Annotated in this window: 16 protein-coding genes and 2 tRNA genes; 7 read left to right on the plus strand and 11 right to left on the minus strand. The window is 47.0% G+C overall.

Features of this window, described 5'->3' with window-relative positions; translation table 11 throughout:
- Positions 1 to 46 precede the first annotated feature (46 nt).
- Positions 47 to 682 carry a YkgJ family cysteine cluster protein gene (locus TRQ2_RS09640; protein ID WP_012310896.1) on the plus strand — a complete coding sequence of 212 codons (636 nt, stop codon included), beginning with the start codon at positions 47 to 49 and terminating at the stop codon, positions 680 to 682.
- Here TRQ2_RS09640 and TRQ2_RS05315 read toward each other — a convergent pair.
- The 3 genes from TRQ2_RS05315 to TRQ2_RS09570 all read right to left on the minus strand — a co-directional run bounded on the left by TRQ2_RS05315 (position 642) and on the right by TRQ2_RS09570 (position 1,647).
- A tRNA-Glu gene (locus tag TRQ2_RS05315) sits at positions 642 to 717 on the minus strand. The genes TRQ2_RS09640 and TRQ2_RS05315 overlap by 41 nt on opposite strands.
- A gap of 238 nt (positions 718 to 955) precedes the next feature.
- Positions 956 to 1,273, minus strand: coding sequence for an SPW repeat protein (locus tag TRQ2_RS05320; protein ID WP_012310897.1), 318 nt, complete (start codon positions 1,271 to 1,273; stop codon positions 956 to 958).
- 149 nt (positions 1,274 to 1,422) lie between these two features.
- Positions 1,423 to 1,647 carry a metalloregulator ArsR/SmtB family transcription factor gene (locus TRQ2_RS09570; protein ID WP_049749666.1) on the minus strand — a complete coding sequence of 75 codons (225 nt, stop codon included), beginning with the start codon at positions 1,645 to 1,647 and terminating at the stop codon, positions 1,423 to 1,425.
- A 218-nt stretch (positions 1,648 to 1,865) separates the two neighbouring features.
- Between TRQ2_RS09570 and TRQ2_RS05330 the strand changes: the two genes are divergently transcribed.
- Positions 1,866 to 2,696, plus strand: coding sequence for a DMT family transporter (locus tag TRQ2_RS05330; RefSeq protein ID WP_235231203.1), 831 nt, complete (start codon positions 1,866 to 1,868; stop codon positions 2,694 to 2,696).
- An 86-nt stretch (positions 2,697 to 2,782) separates the two neighbouring features.
- Positions 2,783 to 2,965, plus strand: coding sequence for a hypothetical protein (locus tag TRQ2_RS05335; protein ID WP_011943618.1), 183 nt, complete (start codon positions 2,783 to 2,785; stop codon positions 2,963 to 2,965).
- 19 nt (positions 2,966 to 2,984) lie between these two features.
- Here TRQ2_RS05335 and TRQ2_RS05340 read toward each other — a convergent pair whose 3' ends face one another.
- The 6 genes from TRQ2_RS05340 to TRQ2_RS05365 are packed head-to-tail and all read right to left on the minus strand — an operon-like array spanning position 2,985 to position 9,638.
- Entirely contained in the window at positions 2,985 to 4,142 is a 1,158-nt protein-coding gene (locus TRQ2_RS05340) for an acetylornithine transaminase (protein ID WP_012310899.1), read from the minus strand.
- A gap of 2 nt (positions 4,143 to 4,144) precedes the next feature.
- A complete protein-coding gene (gene argB, locus TRQ2_RS05345) occupies positions 4,145 to 4,993 on the minus strand; it encodes an acetylglutamate kinase (protein WP_012310900.1) in 849 nt (282 codons plus the stop codon).
- A complete protein-coding gene (argJ, locus tag TRQ2_RS05350) occupies positions 4,990 to 6,183 on the minus strand; it encodes a bifunctional glutamate N-acetyltransferase/amino-acid acetyltransferase ArgJ (protein WP_012310901.1) in 1,194 nt (397 codons plus the stop codon). The genes argB and argJ overlap by 4 nt, the downstream gene beginning before the upstream one ends.
- 16 nt (positions 6,184 to 6,199) lie before the next feature.
- The gene (gene argC, locus TRQ2_RS05355; RefSeq protein ID WP_012310902.1) at positions 6,200 to 7,219 is read right to left on the minus strand and encodes an N-acetyl-gamma-glutamyl-phosphate reductase; all 1,020 of its coding nucleotides are present in this window, start codon (positions 7,217 to 7,219) and stop codon (positions 6,200 to 6,202) included.
- Complete coding sequence (gene argH / locus TRQ2_RS05360) at positions 7,216 to 8,412, minus strand: argininosuccinate lyase (RefSeq protein WP_012310903.1); 1,197 nt, start codon at positions 8,410 to 8,412, stop codon at positions 7,216 to 7,218. Before argH ends, argC begins: the two co-directional genes overlap by 4 nt.
- On the minus strand, positions 8,409 to 9,638 hold the full coding sequence (locus TRQ2_RS05365; RefSeq protein ID WP_012310904.1) for an argininosuccinate synthase: 1,230 nt from the start codon (positions 9,636 to 9,638) through the stop codon (positions 8,409 to 8,411). Before TRQ2_RS05365 ends, argH begins: the two co-directional genes overlap by 4 nt.
- Positions 9,639 to 9,929: 291 nt before the next feature.
- Here TRQ2_RS05365 and TRQ2_RS05375 point away from each other — a divergent pair.
- The 4 genes from TRQ2_RS05375 (at position 9,930) to TRQ2_RS05390 (ending at position 12,059) form a co-directional block, all read left to right on the plus strand.
- A tRNA-Ser gene (locus tag TRQ2_RS05375) sits at positions 9,930 to 10,020 on the plus strand.
- Positions 10,021 to 10,081: 61 nt separating this feature from the next.
- Positions 10,082 to 10,534, plus strand: a complete 453-nt coding sequence (rimP, locus tag TRQ2_RS05380; protein ID WP_012310905.1) for a ribosome maturation factor RimP — start codon at positions 10,082 to 10,084, stop codon at positions 10,532 to 10,534.
- Positions 10,535 to 10,546: 12 nt separating this feature from the next.
- Entirely contained in the window at positions 10,547 to 11,581 is a 1,035-nt protein-coding gene (gene nusA / locus TRQ2_RS05385) for a transcription termination factor NusA (protein WP_012310906.1), read from the plus strand.
- Between the two features lie 19 nt (positions 11,582 to 11,600).
- Positions 11,601 to 12,059, plus strand: coding sequence for a Fur family transcriptional regulator (locus TRQ2_RS05390; RefSeq protein WP_012310907.1), 459 nt, complete (start codon positions 11,601 to 11,603; stop codon positions 12,057 to 12,059).
- Here TRQ2_RS05390 and TRQ2_RS05395 read toward each other — a convergent pair.
- Both TRQ2_RS05395 and TRQ2_RS05400 read right to left on the minus strand, forming a co-directional pair.
- Positions 11,974 to 13,149 (minus strand): ComEC/Rec2 family competence protein, encoded by a 1,176-nt coding sequence (locus tag TRQ2_RS05395; RefSeq protein WP_012310908.1) that lies wholly within the window; start codon positions 13,147 to 13,149, stop codon positions 11,974 to 11,976. The two genes, TRQ2_RS05390 and TRQ2_RS05395, sit on opposite strands and share 86 nt — an antisense overlap.
- Positions 13,146 to 14,351 carry a 2,3-bisphosphoglycerate-independent phosphoglycerate mutase gene (locus tag TRQ2_RS05400; protein WP_012310909.1) on the minus strand — a complete coding sequence of 402 codons (1,206 nt, stop codon included), beginning with the start codon at positions 14,349 to 14,351 and terminating at the stop codon, positions 13,146 to 13,148. Before TRQ2_RS05400 ends, TRQ2_RS05395 begins: the two co-directional genes overlap by 4 nt.

Here is a 14,351-nt window from a genome sequence, read left to right on the forward strand (position 1 = left end):
GAATTCTTATCTGTTTTTTAACTTCGGCGAGTTATAAATATCCTTTGTGGAAAGGCTGATAGAACTTTCTTCCCAGGTTATAAAACTTTACGAGGAACTGGATGGTATTCAGAAAGATCTTCCCATCTGTGGTGGATGTAGGGAGTGTTGTAATACTCCCTCTGTTAATATTGAAGCCACCGTTCTCGAGTTTATTCCCCTCGCAATTCATCTCTTGCAAAACGATTCAATAGAGAAGTGGCTAGAAATACTTGAGAACGTTGATGAACTGGATCGATGTGTACTCTTCGATCCACACTCTGAACGTGGTGGTTGTTCGTATCACTCTTTCAGACCGCTGGTGTGTCGCCTCTTCTCGGGAAGTTATGTTCTTAGAAAGGAAAAACCAGAAGTGTGGGGATGCAAATATCTGAAACCTGTGCTTTCCAGTCTTATTGAAAGCCTTCCAAACTGCAGTGAAGTATACTCAAAACTGCTCGCCATAGACTTCTTCCTCGCGCAAGAAAGATATCCCATAAATATAGCCCTGAAAAAGGCATTGGAATACGTTTACTATCGGATTTTTCCGGTGTTCAATTTCAAAAATGCATGGGGTAAATCAAAAAAAGAAAAGGGATGTCTCTTCGACATCCCTTCAATCATGGCGCCCCCAAGGGGATTCGAACCCCTGCCTCTGGCTTGAAAGGCCAGTGTCCTAGGCCGCTAGACGATGGGGGCATGAGGTGTGCACCAGAAAGAAATATACTATAAAATACGGAATAGTTCAAGTGGTCGAGGATGTAAATAAATCGTTACGGGATAATGCTTCATGTGAATTACTGTCTTCTATCTTTTTGATCCCAGAATCACACTCGTAGTTCATTTGTTCAGTATAGCAACCGGTTTACCAGTACGATTTAATAACTTCCAGTGTTCATCCAAAAATCAAGGGGGCCACGAGGCCCCCGTTATCTCTTTACTGTTTCTTTCTGTCGAAGAAAGCAAAGATCAGAGCGATTATACCAACTACCAGGCCGTTCGCAAGCGCTGCTCCTTTGGAACCGGTTATACCCGGAATGAAAGCGGCTATGATCAACCAGATTCCCAGCAAGAGCTCAATCCAGCCAGCAACTTTTGAGGTTCCAAGCATGAAAATACCCGCTATCAGAAGAACAACACCGACGATCAGAAAATCCGCAATGTTCGCTCCTTTGCTGCCGACGATTCCAGGAATGAGGGAAGCAACGATCAACCAGAGCGAGAAGATGAGGACAAGCCAACCTCTCCAAGACATACCAATCCCTCCTCTCATTGGGAAATTTTTAAAACGTACTTAAAACCTTCCCTGAGCACATTTTTGACGTGTTTGTTGTTCAGTTTGTATCGCATGTATCTACCGTGACGTTTGGCTTTTACGAGGCTCAGATGTCGCAGAACTTTGAGCTAAGCTGACACTGCCGATTGATCCATCCTCAGGATCTCGGCTATCTTTCCAACGCACATCTCTTTTTTCGAGAGGAGGAGCAGTATTCTGAGTCTTGTTGGATTTGAAAACATCGAGAAAAACTCCGATAAATGCTCTATCATCTCATCGTTTGCTTCTATCCACTGCTTGCAAGCGAATTTTTCCAGATCGAATTCGTTTTCCATACTAAAGCTGTCAACCACGGTCATCACCTCTGAGCAAGTAAATAAACATATGATCATCTGTTCATATGTTATATCCTCCCGTGATTCAAAGTCAAGTCGTTGATGAAACGGTTTCATGAAATTTTGAGGAAAATACTTATCATTCTATGTGGCTGGCATCCCCAAGAGTATTCGAACACTTGCTTTTGACCTGGTATTGTAAAATGATAAACAGCTCAACAACGTTTTCGGGGGATGTGAAGCACTTGAAACCCGTTTTCTATCTTTTACTCAGTGTTTTAGCGGCGTCCTTTTCGGGGATACTCATAAAACTCTCTTCTCTTCCACCTGCGACCATCGCTTTCTACAGGGTTTTCATCGCTTCACTGTTTTTCTTTCTGGTGAAGAGAAGAGTTGAGCTTTTTTCTTTGAAAAAGGAAGTTCTCTCTTTGGCTGCTGGCTTTTTCCTTGCGATGCACTTTTTCTTCTGGGTTTCTGCCTTCAACCACACCACCGTTGCCGGAGCCGTTATACCTTTGACGCTTCAGCCTGTTTTAACGGGATTGCTCTCGTGGCTGGTCTACGGTGAAAGGCTCGGCCCTTTCAGAATCGTCACGGGAAGCACGGTCGTTGCGGGGGTGGTACTGGCTCTTGCTGGAAAAGAGGGTTTTTCAGGTATTTCGAGGGGTGATTTGCTCGCAGTTATCGGTGTGGTGTTCTTTTGTGGATACCTTGTTCTTGGAAGATACCTGAACAGGGCCATGGGAAGTATGAACTTCAGCCTGAAAACACACGCCTTAGCTTCGACTGTTCTGGCTTTTCTTGTGCCATCGTTCAGGGTCGTTGAAGCGAGGGAGTGGTTCATTCTCATCGGTCTGGGGGTGGGATGTTCGTTTCTGGGGTATCTTTTCATCAATCTCTCGCTCAAATATTTACCTTCAAGCGTAGTGGGTGTTGTTCTGGTTGGAGAGCCGGTTCTTTCTATTCTGTGGTCTTTTCTTCTTTTGGGTGAAACTGTAACATTTTTTGAAATCATCGGTTTTATAGTTGCAGTGGTAGGACTTGTATTATTCATTCTAAAAACTTGAAACTGTCCAAATAAAGTATTAGAATATATCACAGGAGCGAAGCGAAGTCTCATAAGACGCGGTAATATTCACGAGGGGGTGTTTTCATGCCTTACATATACAGATGCAAAAAATGTGGAGCAATCTACTACTCCGCAACGTCCATTGAATATCAGCTGAACAAATACTGCGAAAAATGCGGCGGAGAGCTCGAACAGCTGGGTGAAGAAGGAGAAGTGATGGAAATGGAAAAAGAAGAGGAAGAAAGCAAAAAAAAGAAGAAAAAATGAGGGAGGCTTTGCCTCCCTTTCAAATTTCTCTCAGGACTTTTTTGAGTGTCTCAACCGCCAGGTCTATCTCTCCGTACTCTACCGTGAGCGGTGGTAAAAGTCTGATTGTGTTGTTGCCTGCCGGAACGACGAGCAGTTTATTTTCAAAGCATTTCGTGGCGATCTCTCTGTTGTTCACTTCCTCTCTAAACTGAATCCCTATCATAAGCCCCATTCCCCTCACGTCGGCTACCAAGTCGAATTCTTCTTTCATTTCCTGGAGCTTTTTCATGAGGTAGTTTCCTTTCTCTTCCACTTCTTCGAGGAAGCCTTCCTTCGTCAACTCTTTGATCACGGTCACCCCGGCCCTACAGGCGAGCGGGTTTCCTCCGAACGTGGTGCCGTGATCTCCCGGCTCCAGAACATCCGCCCTTTCGTTCACGATGACAGCTCCGATGGGGACTCCCCCACCGAGTCCCTTGGCGGTTGTGAGAACGTCTGGAACGACTCCGTACTTTTGATACGCGAAGAGTTTTCCTGTCCTTCCCATTCCACACTGAACCTCGTCGAACACAAGAAGTGCATCGTACTCGTCGCAGAGTTTTCTAGCCCCTTCAAGGAATTCTTTGGTGGCTGGTACTATTCCGCTTTCTCCCTGAATCGGTTCGAGGAACACAGCACACACGTCTTCTGACATCTTTTTTCTCAGATCTTCTATGTTGTTGAACTCGAAGTATTCAAAGCCGGGAACGAGTGGTTCGAAAGGTTTCTGATATTTCGGCTGTCCCGTCGCTGTGAGGGAGCCCAGAGTTCTTCCGTGGAAAGAGTTGTGGGCGGAGAGGATTTTGTATTTTTTTTCGCTCTTTTTCTTTCCGTATTTTCTCGCTATCTTTATGGCGGCTTCGTTTGCTTCGGTTCCTGTGTTCGCGAAGAAAACCTTGCCACCGAACGTGTTCTTCGACAGAAGTTCTGCCAGTTCCATCTGCGGACGGTTCCAGAAAAGATTTGAACAGTGAATGAGCTTCTCTGCCTGATCCTTTATGGCCTCCACCAGTCGGGGATGAGAATGTCCGAGGACGTTCACCGCTATTCCTGAGGTGAAATCGAGATATGCGTTTCCTTTTTCGTCATAGATCCAGGAGCCTTTGCCATAGACAAACGTTGCTGGAAACCTGCTGTAAGTGTTCATCAGATACATCTTTACCCCTCCAGTTCTTTTATCATGGTTCCGATACCCTTCCTGCTGAATATCTCCAGCAGGATCGCGTGTTCCAATCCCCCGTTTATGATGTGAACGGCTCCCACTCCCCCCCTCACTGCAGACACGGCGCATTCAACCTTTGGAATCATCCCCCCCGTCACTGTACCGTCTCTGATCAGTTCCTCTGCCTCGTCCGGTGTCAAAGTGGAGATGAGTTTATCACCCTTCAGAACACCGTCCACGTCCGTGAGGAGGATGAGCTTTTCTGCCATCAGGCTTTTCGCTATCTCTGCAGCTGCGGTATCGGCGTTTATGTTGTAGGAGTGACCGTCTTCTCCTATTCCCACGGGGGCGATCACCGGGATGTAATCGTTTTCTATCAGTGCATGAAGAATTTCTGGATTGACCTTCTTCACTTTTCCAACGTAACCTATGTCTCCGTGTTTCGTCTCCTTTTCTGCCACTATGAGTTTTGAATCTTTTCCACAGATTCCAACGGCCCGTCCACCGTGCAGATTCAGGTTCATCACGATTTCTTTGTTGATCTTTCCAACGAGGACCATCTCAACGATCTCCATGGTTTTCTCGTCGGTCACCCTGTGCCCGTTCTTGAAAACAGGTTCTATACCGAGGTCCTTCATCATCTGGGAGATGGCAGGCCCTCCACCGTGAACGATGATCGGTTTTATTCCAGTGTACTTCAGGAGAATTATATCCTGGATGAAGGCTTTCTTTGCGTTCTCCTGCTTCATCGCACTGCCGCCGAACTTTATGACGAAGGTCTTTCCGTAGAATTCCTTTATGTATGGAAGAGCTTCGAGGAGAACGTTGACCGTGTCGATCCTCATGTTCTGTACCTCCCGTTTATCTCAACGTACTTCTCTGTGAGATCACATCCCCACGCTTTTGCGGTCTCTTTTCCCTGTTTCATGTCGAGGATTATTCTTATCTTCTTTTCGCTGAGAATCTTCTTCGCTTCTTCCTCGTCGAAAGGTACTCCCTGCCCGTTTTCCGCCACCTTTATCCTTCCTGCCTCGCTTTCAAAGAACAGGTCGAGTTTGTCGGGATCGAAAGTTGCACCGGAGTACCCCGCCGCGGCGATGATCCTTCCCCAATTCGCATCCTCCCCATATATGGCTGTCTTCACAAGGTTTGAGGAAACGATCGATCTTGCGATCAGTCTCGCTGATTTTATATCTGGGGCGTTGACAACATGAACTTCCATGACTTTCGTTGCTCCTTCGCCGTCTTCCACTATCTTCTCCGCGAGAACCTGATTCACCTCGTGAACGGCTTCGTAGAGCTTCCAGAAACCATCCGTTTCAGGCTGAATCGTTGTGTTGCCCGCAAGACCATTCGCGAGAACAATCACCATGTCGTTCGTGCTCGTGTCTCCATCGACGTCTATCATGTTGTAGGAATCATCGACTGAGAGTTTCAGGAGTTTTTTCAAGGCTTCTTCGGAAATTTTTGCGTCTGTCGTTATAAACGAAAGCATGGTTGCCATGTTGGGATGAATCATGCCGGATCCTTTGGCAATTCCCAGAACGGTGATTTCTTTTCCGTCGATCGTCACCTTGGTGCTGTGCATCTTCACCTTTGTGTCGGTTGTCATGATTGCCTCGGCAAACGGAAGAGGATCGTCTGAAAGCACCTTCACCGCTTCTTCTATACCGTTTTCCACCTTGTCCATGGGAAGCTGAACCCCTATTACCCCTGTGGAAGAGACGAGGACGCTTTCAACGGGAACACCGAGCTCTTCAGCCGTTTTTTCTGCCATCCTCCTTGCATTGATCATTCCCTGTTCACCGGTACATGCGTTGGCCACACCGCTGTTCACAACGACCGCTCTGATACCGTTTGAGTTCTTCTTCAGGATCTCCATGTCGTAAATCACCGGTGCTGCTTTGACAACGTTGGTGGTGAAGACCCCCGCGGCAACGCACGGCACCTCGGAGAAGATGATCCCAAGGTCTTTTCTTTTTCTCTTTATCTTGCAGTGTACTCCTGCGAACTTGAAGCCACTGGGAGTGAACACTCTTTTCCAACCCCTTTCACGGATATATTGGAGTGAATTCGAGCCCTTTCGTCTCGTCCAGACCGAACATGATATTCATGTTCTGAACTGCCTGTCCCGACGCCCCCTTCACGAGGTTGTCTATTGCGCTCATCAGTATGAGCGTGTTTGTTCTTTCTTCCATCTGCATACCGATGAAGACGTGGTTGGATCCATAGCACCACTTCGTCGAAGGATAGATTCCCATGGGAAGAACATGAACGAACGGTTCATTCCTGTAGAATTCGAGGTACGCTTCGTGTATCTCTTCGAGGGATTTGTCTGTTTTTACGTATATCGTCGAGAGAATTCCCCGAGTCATAGGGACGAGATGAGGCGTGAACACCACGTTCACTTTCTTTCCCGAGATCTTCCCGAGTTCCTGCTCCATTTCAGGAACGTGTCTGTGTTTTGCCACGTTGTACGGTCTGAGACTTTCGTTCACCTCGGAAAAGAGATAATCCACCTTTTCTTTTCTTCCCGCTCCGGAAACTCCAGATTTCGCGTCGACCAGTATCGTTTCCGGATCCACAAGGTTGTGCTTCAGTGCGGGAGCGAGAGCGAGGATGACGCTCGTGGGATAACATCCGGGGTTTCCCACCACCTGAGCGTTCTTTATCTCCTCACGATGGAGTTCTGGAAGTCCGTAAACTCTTTTTATGTTCTCGTATCCCGACAACTCTTTTCCGTACCACTCTCTGTACACTCCCGGGTCGTCGAAACGAAAGTCCGCACCAAGATCTATTATCTTCACACCTTTGAGCTCCCTGACGAGATCGTAACTCGCACCGGCTGGAAGAGCGGTGAAGAGAACATCGCAGTTCTTTGAGACCTTCTCTGGATCGAACTCGCTGAGAATACTGTTCTCCAGTGTTGAAGGAAAGACTTCTTCAAGTTTCTTTCCGGCGTAGGTTCTCGAGGACAGATAGGTTATCTTCGCTTCGGGGTGGTTTTTCAAAAGTCTGACGAGCTCCAGTCCTGTGTAACCTGTCGCACCTATTATTCCAGCTCTGATCAATCTTTTTCCCTCCCGTACTTTTCCGCCACCATCCTGTAAGCGTCTCGGAATGGTACTCCCTGCTTCACCAGTTCATAGACCCTGTGTGTGGCCAGTACTTCCTCAGTAATACTAGACTCAGATCTTTCTTTATCAACTTCAAGATGGTCAAAAATTATTTTCATTATTCTTACGATATTCTTAACAACTTCGAAAGCCTCTATCATCGGCTTCTTCAGAAGCTGGAAATCTCTGTGGTAGCCGAAGATGAGATTCGACGGCAGAGTGACTGCCATCAGCATCTTCGAAACTATCGCGTGGTGGTAGGCCCTTACGAGTTCCAGTGGATCCGGATTTATCTTGTGCGGCATGATGGAACTTCCCGTGCAGAGCTCTTTTGGCAGTTTGAGATAACCTATCTCTGGAAGAGAAAAGAATATGATATCGGAGGCGAACCGGTTCAGATCGTAAGATATCTGAGAGAGCGTGTGAAGAATAAGATATTCGAACTTTCCCCTGCTGTTCTGGGTGTAGATGGGATTCCACTGGACCCTCGAGAATCCGAGTTCTTTCGCTGTGAACTCTCTGTCTATGTCGATGGGAACACCGTAGCCAGCTCCCGTCCCCAGAGGAGATTGATCTACGATTTCGTAAGTTGTTTTTAGAAGTTTCAGATCGTCTTCGAGGGCGTCTTTCAGCGCCCCAGCCCACGTTGCAAAATCAGTTGGCATCGCCTTTCTGGTGTGGGTGTATCCTGGAAATTTCACGTCACCGAACTTTTCTATGAATCTTTCCAGGCTCTTTTGGAGCTCTCTGATGAGGTTTTCTATCTCTTTCAATTCTTCCTTGTACATGAGTCTCAGTGCGGTTAAGACCTGATCGTTCCTTGAGCGAGCGGTGTGTATCTTTTTTCCGATCTCTCCAAGCTTTTTCACGAGGAAGTTCTCGATGGCAGTGTGGCAGTCTTCCTCCTCCGGTTTTATCTGGAACTTTCCTTCTTTTACAAGATTGAGGAGTTCACTGAGCGCTTCTTCTATTTTCTTTTGTTCTTCCGCACTCAGAAGGCCTATTTTGTGTAGCATCCTGGAGTGTACTATGGAGGCCTTTATGTCGTATTCTATGATCTTCATGTCCGTTACGTAATCGTCTCCGACGGTGAATTTTTCTACTTCTTCGTTGACTTTGTAGCCCTTTTCCCAGAGTTTTTCGCTCATTTTTGATACCCCTTTTTCACGAGCTGGTGGACCTTCAACCTCAGGGCGTGAATGTTGATGAAGCCTTTCGAGTCAGTGGCATTGAATCCTCCTTCGACGTCCATGCTCGAAAGTTCCGGATTGTACAGCGAATACGGTGAATACCTCGCAACGGGCATGACGTTTCCTTTGTATATGGATACTGTCACCTTTCCGGTCACGTTCTCCTGTGCTTTTCTGAACGCTGCGAGGAGGAACTCCATTTCTGGAGAAAACCAGAAACCGTTGTATATGAGCTCCGCAAACTTCGGAGCGAGCATGTCTCTCAAGTGCATGACTTCTTTGTCCATGGTGATTCCTTCGAGATCTCTGTGGGCGGTCCACAGGATCGTCGCACCTGGGGTTTCGTACACCCCCCTTGATTTTATACCTATGAATCTGTTTTCAACCATGTCGAGTCTTCCCACCCCGTTTTTCGCACCTACTTCGTTCAGATATTCGAAGAGTTCGAGGGGATCTGTTTTCTCTGTTCCATCTTTGAGGTTCACAACTTTCACCGGAATGCCGTTTTCGAAATGGATCTCGAGCAAGGTTTCTTCATCCGGAGCGTCCTTTGGGGAGACTGTCCATGTGAACACGTCTTCATCAGGTATGTAAGCGGGATCCTCCAGTTTGCCCGCTTCGTGGGAAATGTGCATGAGGTTTTCGTCTTCGCTGTAGGGTCTTTTTTTGGAGACTTTGATTGGAATCCCTTTCTCCATGGCGTAGTTTATGAGATCTGTTCTGCCCTTGAATTTGGCGAGAAATTCGGGGTCTTTCCAGGGTGAGATAACTTTGAGATTTGGATTCAAAGCGGCGTAGGTGAGCTCGAACCTCACCTGGTCGTTTCCTTTCCCGGTCGCACCGTGCGCAACGTACTGTGCCCCTTCTTTCTCGGCTATTTCCACCTGTCTTTTGGCTATGAGAGGTCTTGCAATAGCGGTTCCAAGAAGGTACCTTCCTTCGTACATGGCGTTTCCAAGGAGTGCGGTGAATATGTAATCTGTGACGAATTCCCTTCTGAGGTCTTCCACGTAGACTTTTGAAGCGCCTGTTTTCAAGGCTTTCTCCTTTATTGCATCGAAATCATCCTTCTGCCCAACGTTTGCAACGTAAGCTATCACGTCGAAGCCCTTTTCGCAGAGCCACTTCAAAATGACGGAAGTATCGAGACCACCGCTGTATGCAAGAACAACTTTCTCTTTCATGATGAACCCTCCTCTTTTTTCTTGATAGCATAATTATAGGATTATTTGAAATGATTTATATGAAGTGTTTTTTCACCGTTATTTTCAGTTTTGTAAAGGATGAAATCTACATATTATTTTCGTGTTTATGAATATCAATTACAGAAGAAAGCAGTTTCTGACGGTATCGGAGAGTCTCATCTGACCTCGTACCTTTTGTTTTCGCTGTGGGAATATGGAAATACTTCAAAATAAAAATGAAAACTTGAACAAGGAAACGATTGAGTGTATAATATTTTTCTGGTGTGGAGAGGAGAGGTGGCCGAGGGGTCTAAGGCGCACGCCTGGAGAGCGTGTGGTGGCCAAAAGCCACCCGTGGGTTCAAATCCCACCCTCTCCGCCAGAGAAAGACCGGGACTTTTCAGGTCCCGGTTTTTCATTCATCATACGGGGTGGGTGAGAGCATGTTTGAAGAAATGATCCTCGAGAAGGTAAGAAAAGAAGCGGAAAGGATAGCAGAAGAGCAAGGGCTGGAAATATTCGATGTTCAATACAGACGTGAGAGCAGAGGATGGATCCTCAGAATCATCATAGACAATCCCATGGGTTATGTGAGTGTAAGAGATTGTGAGCTCTTTTCGAGGGAGATGGAACGATTTCTCGATCGTGAGGACCTCATAGAACACTCCTACACACTCGAAGTCTCTTCGCCGGGACTCGACAGACCTCTGAGGGGTCCGAGAGATTACGTTCGTTTCACTGGAAAGCTCGCAAAAATAGTAACAAAGGATGGAAAGACCTTCATAGGAAGAATTGAATCTTTTGTCGATGGAACGATCACGATCTCGGACGGGAAGAAGAAATACGAAATAAACATCGATGATGTGAAGAGAGCGAATCTGGAAGTGGAATTTTAAGGAGGTGGCATTATGAACATAGGCTTGCTGGAAGCCCTCGATCAGCTGGAGGAAGAAAAAGGAATTTCCAAAGAAGAGGTCATCCCTATCCTCGAAAAAGCGCTGGTGAGCGCCTACAGGAAGAACTTTGGAAATTCCAAGAACGTGGAGGTTGTTATAGATAGGAACACAGGAAACATAAGGGTATATCAACTCCTCGAGGTTGTGGAAGAAGTGGAAGATCCAGCGACACAGATATCTCTCGAGGAGGCGAAAAAGATCGATCCCCTCGCGGAAGTTGGGTCTATTGTGAAGAAGGAGCTAAACGTTAAGAATTTTGGAAGAATAGCCGCGCAGACAGCAAAGCAGGTTCTCATCCAGAGAATCAGAGAACTCGAGAAGGAAAAACAGTTCGAGAAGTATTCCGAGCTCAAAGGAACGGTTACAACCGCTGAAGTCATAAGAGTCACAAGCGAGTGGGCGGATATCAGAATAGGAAAACTCGAGACAAGGCTTCCAAAGAAAGAGTGGATCCCCGGTGAGGAAATCAAAGCCGGTGATCTGGTGAAGGTCTACATCATCGATGTGGTTAAAACAACCAAGGGGCCGAAGATACTCGTGAGCAGGAGAGTACCGGAGTTCGTAATTGGCCTGATGAAACTCGAAATTCCGGAAGTGGAGAATGGAATCGTGGAAATAAAGGCTATCGCCAGAGAACCCGGTGTTCGAACAAAGGTGGCAGTTGCATCGAACGATCCGAACGTGGATCCCATAGGTGCCTGCATCGGTGAAGGAGGATCAAGGATAGCCGCCATACTGAAGGAGCTCAAGGGTGAAAAACTCGACGTTCTGAAGTGGTCGGACGATCCTAAACAGCTCATAGCGAACGCCCTCGCGCCGGCTACCGTCATAGAAGTGGAGATACTCGACAAAGAGAACAAGGCCGCACGCGTTCTAGTTCCTCCGACACAGCTTTCCCTCGCCATAGGAAAAGGAGGGCAGAACGCGAGACTCGCTGCAAAGCTCACAGGATGGAAAATAGACATAAAACCGATCATGAACCTGTGAAGCAGAAGGAGGTGCTCAGATGTACGAAGAACTTCGAAACGAATTGAAGAAGAGAAAATACAGAATCACGGCACAGAGGGAAATGATTCTCAAGATCTTCCTGGAGTCTCGAGGAAGGCATCTGGGAGTAGAAGAGGTTTACCGGGAACTTCTGAACAGGAACGTTCGAATAAGCAAAGCCACGGTTTATAGGTCGGTGGAACTTCTTGTGGAGCTTGGATTTCTGAGAAAGCTGAACTTTGGAGAAGGGCTTTACAGGTACGAGCTGGCCGATCGATCTAACAGGGAATCGCATCAGCACGTGATTTGCCAGAAATGCGGGAGGATCGTGGAGATAAACTCGGAACAGGTGAATAAGATAATATCAGACATCTCTGAAAAAACAGGTTACGTTATAAAATGGCACGACCTGAAATTTTACGGAATATGTCCCGAATGTCAGACGAAAGAAAAAGAAGAGGAAAAAGGATCAAAATGAAGTAAAGATGCTGTGGGAGAGGAACTTCAGGGAACAGATTCGCCAGTTTTATGAACCAGTTCAGAGGAAGCGAGACGATGTTTGTTATCTCTGCTGCGATCAAAGCGGATGTTTTGAGACCCAGGAGGAATAGAAGAAACGAAAGGTGAGCGAGCCACGTTACTGGTATCATAAGAAAAGACACAGGAATGGAAAAAAGCAGAGCCGAGATATTGGTTCCTCCAAAGAAAAGACAGAGAAACGGTAGAGCCGACAGATAAGCCCTCATTGTCAGTTCGAAAATGTTTTTCGACTCCAGTATGCAAAGGGTGACGAAGAAGGACAACAGGAAAGAGGGAGCGAAAACAACGGTGGGATCCACGATCATCATAAAGGATCCCACCGTTGCCGTTGTATGAAGGGGAGTCGTCCTGAAACCGGCAGTTCTGAACACTACCCAGAGAAAAACGGTCAGGTAAACCCTGATCACAGAAGGCGTTCCCACTGTGATCACATAGGGAACGAGTAGCAAAAGCGCGGCAAGTTCCTGGTACGTTCTTCTCCATGTCAGAAAAGACAACAGCGTTGTGTAGAGTGAGAAAGCTATTCCCACGTGCAGTCCTGAAACCGCAAAGAAGTGTCCCAAACCACTTCTGTAAATATCTTCGTTTTTCTCCCCAAAGAGCACGGAAAGAACTGTTCCGTTCGTCATTCTGGAGAAAGACTCTTTCAGGGTCTTGAAGGAGGGCTTTTCGACCTTTTTTATGTACGAAGGGTGAAAGGCCTTTCCATCGAGGTATCCGATTGCGTAGACGTATCCCTCTTCTTGGGTTTCTATTCTCACAGGGTGTATCCTCTTCCACTCTTCTTGAAACACTTTTGCCTGTTTCAGTCTTCCCTTTTCAGCGTACCCCACCAGTTCGTAGTTTCCAGCGGGAAGGGTTCCAATCTGGTAGAGGGAAGCGCTCAGAAGAGTGAAAAATATCACCACAGAAATATCTTTGTTTCTTTTCCAGAAAATAGCTGCCAGTAGAAAAAGCATGTACCACGGAAAACGAAAAAGGGCGCCGATCAGCGCCCCGAGACACAGGGAGAAGAAAACGAGTATCATGCTCCGAATTTTTCCAGCCTTCCGGCGTACGCGAGCGCCAGTGTCATGACATCGCTTGCGTGGATCGTTCCAAGTGTGCCCCTCGCGCATTCGAACTCGTTGAAAGCCTGAGAGAGACCTCTTCTTGTGTATTTGGACCAGATGAGAAGAGGTACGGGATGCCAGCTGTGTGCTTTCAGCGGAACGGGAGTGGAATGATCACCCGTGATCACAAGAACGTCGGGATTCAGAGAGACAATCTCTGGAATGATTGCATCGACTTCTTCTATCACCTTCACCTTTTCTTCGAATTTTCCATCCTCACCGTAAGAATCGGTTTTCTTCACGTGGACGTAGAAGAAGTCGTAGTCGTTCCATTTTTCCTTCAGCGTTTTTATCTCGTCGGCCACTGTCTGGCCCGTTTCTATTATTTCCATTCCCACGAGTTTTGCAAGTCCCCTGTACATCGGATAAGTTGCTATGGCTCCCGCTTTCATCTTGTAAACTTGAGGGAATTTCGGAAGATCCGGGTATTTGGAGAAGCCTCTGATGAGGGCGAAGTTTATCTTCGAGTTGTCTTTCAGGACTTCCGCTATCTTTTTGATCAGTTCGTTGACGATCCTTGCCGTTTTTTTCGAAGGTTCGTCCAGACCTTCAGCCCAAGCCATGGGATGTCCTTCTTTTTGAGGATCTGCGTCCGTCACTTTATCTCCGAGTCCTTCCCCCGTGAATTTCACGACAAACCTGTGTTCTTTTCCAGGATAGAAAGTGATCTCAACGTCTTCGATCTTCTTTATCTTTTCCGAGAGCAGCTGAACCACCTTGGCGGATTCTTCTGTGGCAGGCCTTCCGGCTCTTCTGTCGAGGACCACTTTTCCATCCCAGGTGGCGAAATTTGCCCTTGCAACGACGTCTTTTTCTCCCACTTCAACACCTATACCGAGAGCTTCGAGGATTCCTCTTCCAATCTGGTACTTTATGGGATCGTATCCAAAGAGCGAAAGATGTCCTGGTCCGCTTCCCGGGGTGATTCCAGGAAGAACGGGTATCGTCTGTCCAAGATCGCTTTCCTTTGCTAGGTTGTCCAGATTCGGAGTGTTCGCAGCCTGAAGAGGTGTTTTTCCATTCACGGGAATGTCCCCAAGACCATCCATTACGAGGAGAACAATCTTTGCTTTCTCTTCCGTGACGAGTTTCGATACGAATTCCTGTTTATCGAACAT

The organism is Thermotoga sp. RQ2, assembly GCF_000019625.1.
Lineage (GTDB): Bacteria > Thermotogota > Thermotogae > Thermotogales > Thermotogaceae > Thermotoga > Thermotoga maritima.